The sequence below is a fragment of the Pseudomonas duriflava genome, from assembly GCF_007830155.1.
Lineage (GTDB): Bacteria > Pseudomonadota > Gammaproteobacteria > Pseudomonadales > Pseudomonadaceae > Chryseomonas > Chryseomonas duriflava.
In genome coordinates this window covers 1-1,136 of sequence record NZ_VLKY01000062.1, presented here as the reverse complement: position 1 = coordinate 1,136, position 1,136 = coordinate 1, and the positions used below count along the sequence as shown (strand labels likewise).

At 46.7% G+C, this 1,136-nt stretch carries 2 protein-coding genes; both read left to right on the top strand.

What is annotated here, in order from left to right:
• The first annotated feature begins 125 nt into the window (after positions 1-125).
• Complete coding sequence (locus IQ22_RS23080) at positions 126-857, top strand: nucleotide-binding protein (protein WP_145146129.1); 732 nt, start codon at positions 126-128, stop codon at positions 855-857.
• Positions 858-868: 11 nt separating this feature from the next.
• A complete protein-coding gene (locus tag IQ22_RS23075; protein ID WP_158635492.1) occupies positions 869-1,036 on the top strand; it encodes a hypothetical protein in 168 nt (55 codons plus the stop codon).
• Positions 1,037-1,136 lie beyond the last annotated feature (100 nt).

The following is a 1,136-nucleotide window of genomic DNA, read 5'->3' as shown; positions in this document are numbered from 1 at the left end:
GAGCGCAGGCTAGATACTCACCGAGCCCTGTTATCGCTGGCGTGCAGCATTATATGCCTGCGCTCATTAGAGAGGTTTTGTTAGCGGCTCTAAATAGGCAGCGGTACTAAAACTGGGGGCAGGTCATGGCTAAAGTATATCTGATACTGATGGGCAAAGGCGGCGTGGGTAAGTCTTTTGTCACCAATACATTGGCACAGTATAAGTTCAGCAAAGGACATAATCCTATGTGCATTGATACTGATCCAGTGAACCCAACATTCGCTGGATTCGAAGCCCTCAATGTCAAACGGCTAAACATCATGAATGGTGACGAAATTAATCCGCGTCACTTTGATAAGCTGATTGAGCTAATTGCAGAAGCTCAGGATGACGTGATCATTGATAACGGCGCATCCTCTTTCATACCGCTTTCTAGTTACCTGATTAGCAATGAAATTCCAACGCTATTGACCTCACTAGGTCATGAGCTAGTCATCCATACCCCTATAGCTGGGGGCCAATCATTTATGGATACACTCAACGGTTTTTCTCAACTGGCTGCGCAGTTTCCTACCGAAGCTGAATTTGTGGTCTGGCTAAACCCATATTCTGGTCCTGTCGATGTTCAGGGCAAGTCATTTGAAGAACTCCAGGTTTATAAGAAGCACAAGGACCGTATTGCAGCCATCGTCAACATACCAGCGCTGAAAGAAAATACGTTCAAACAAGATCTCCAGGAAATGCTTAAGGCAAGAAAAACATTTGATGAGGCTATCGCTTCTACAGATTTGCCAATGGTGGTAAGGCACCGTCTTGGGGTAATCAAGAAGGAACTCTTTAGCTTGCTGGATAACGCTCCTATCCTGGCTGGATGAGGCTAATCGCTATGGACTTCGAAGAACTCAAGCTGAAGCTGTTTGAAAAGCATGGCACAGCTCTTAGTGACCGGGATCCGATTCTGATGTTTCCGACGATCCTTGAGTATGTGTTTGAGCAAAGCAATCAGACTCATGCCGAAGCCTTGGAACAACTTAAATCAGAGCTAGTGTGGTGAATCACAAGTACGTTTAATTAGCTCCTGCGAAAAGCCCGTGCTGCCCGACCTACCGAAGCCAGGATTTCACCAGCGCTCCTACTCCAGCGGAAGGGCCTCG

Bases quoted from the DNA above. Each gene is read 5' to 3' on its own strand.
- IQ22_RS23080 (WP_145146129.1), top strand. From the start codon at position 126: ATGGCTAAAGTATATCTGATACTGATGGGCAAAGGCGGCGTGGGTAAG.
- IQ22_RS23075 (WP_158635492.1), top strand. From the start codon at position 869: ATGGACTTCGAAGAACTCAAGCTGAAGCTGTTTGAAAAGCATGGCACA.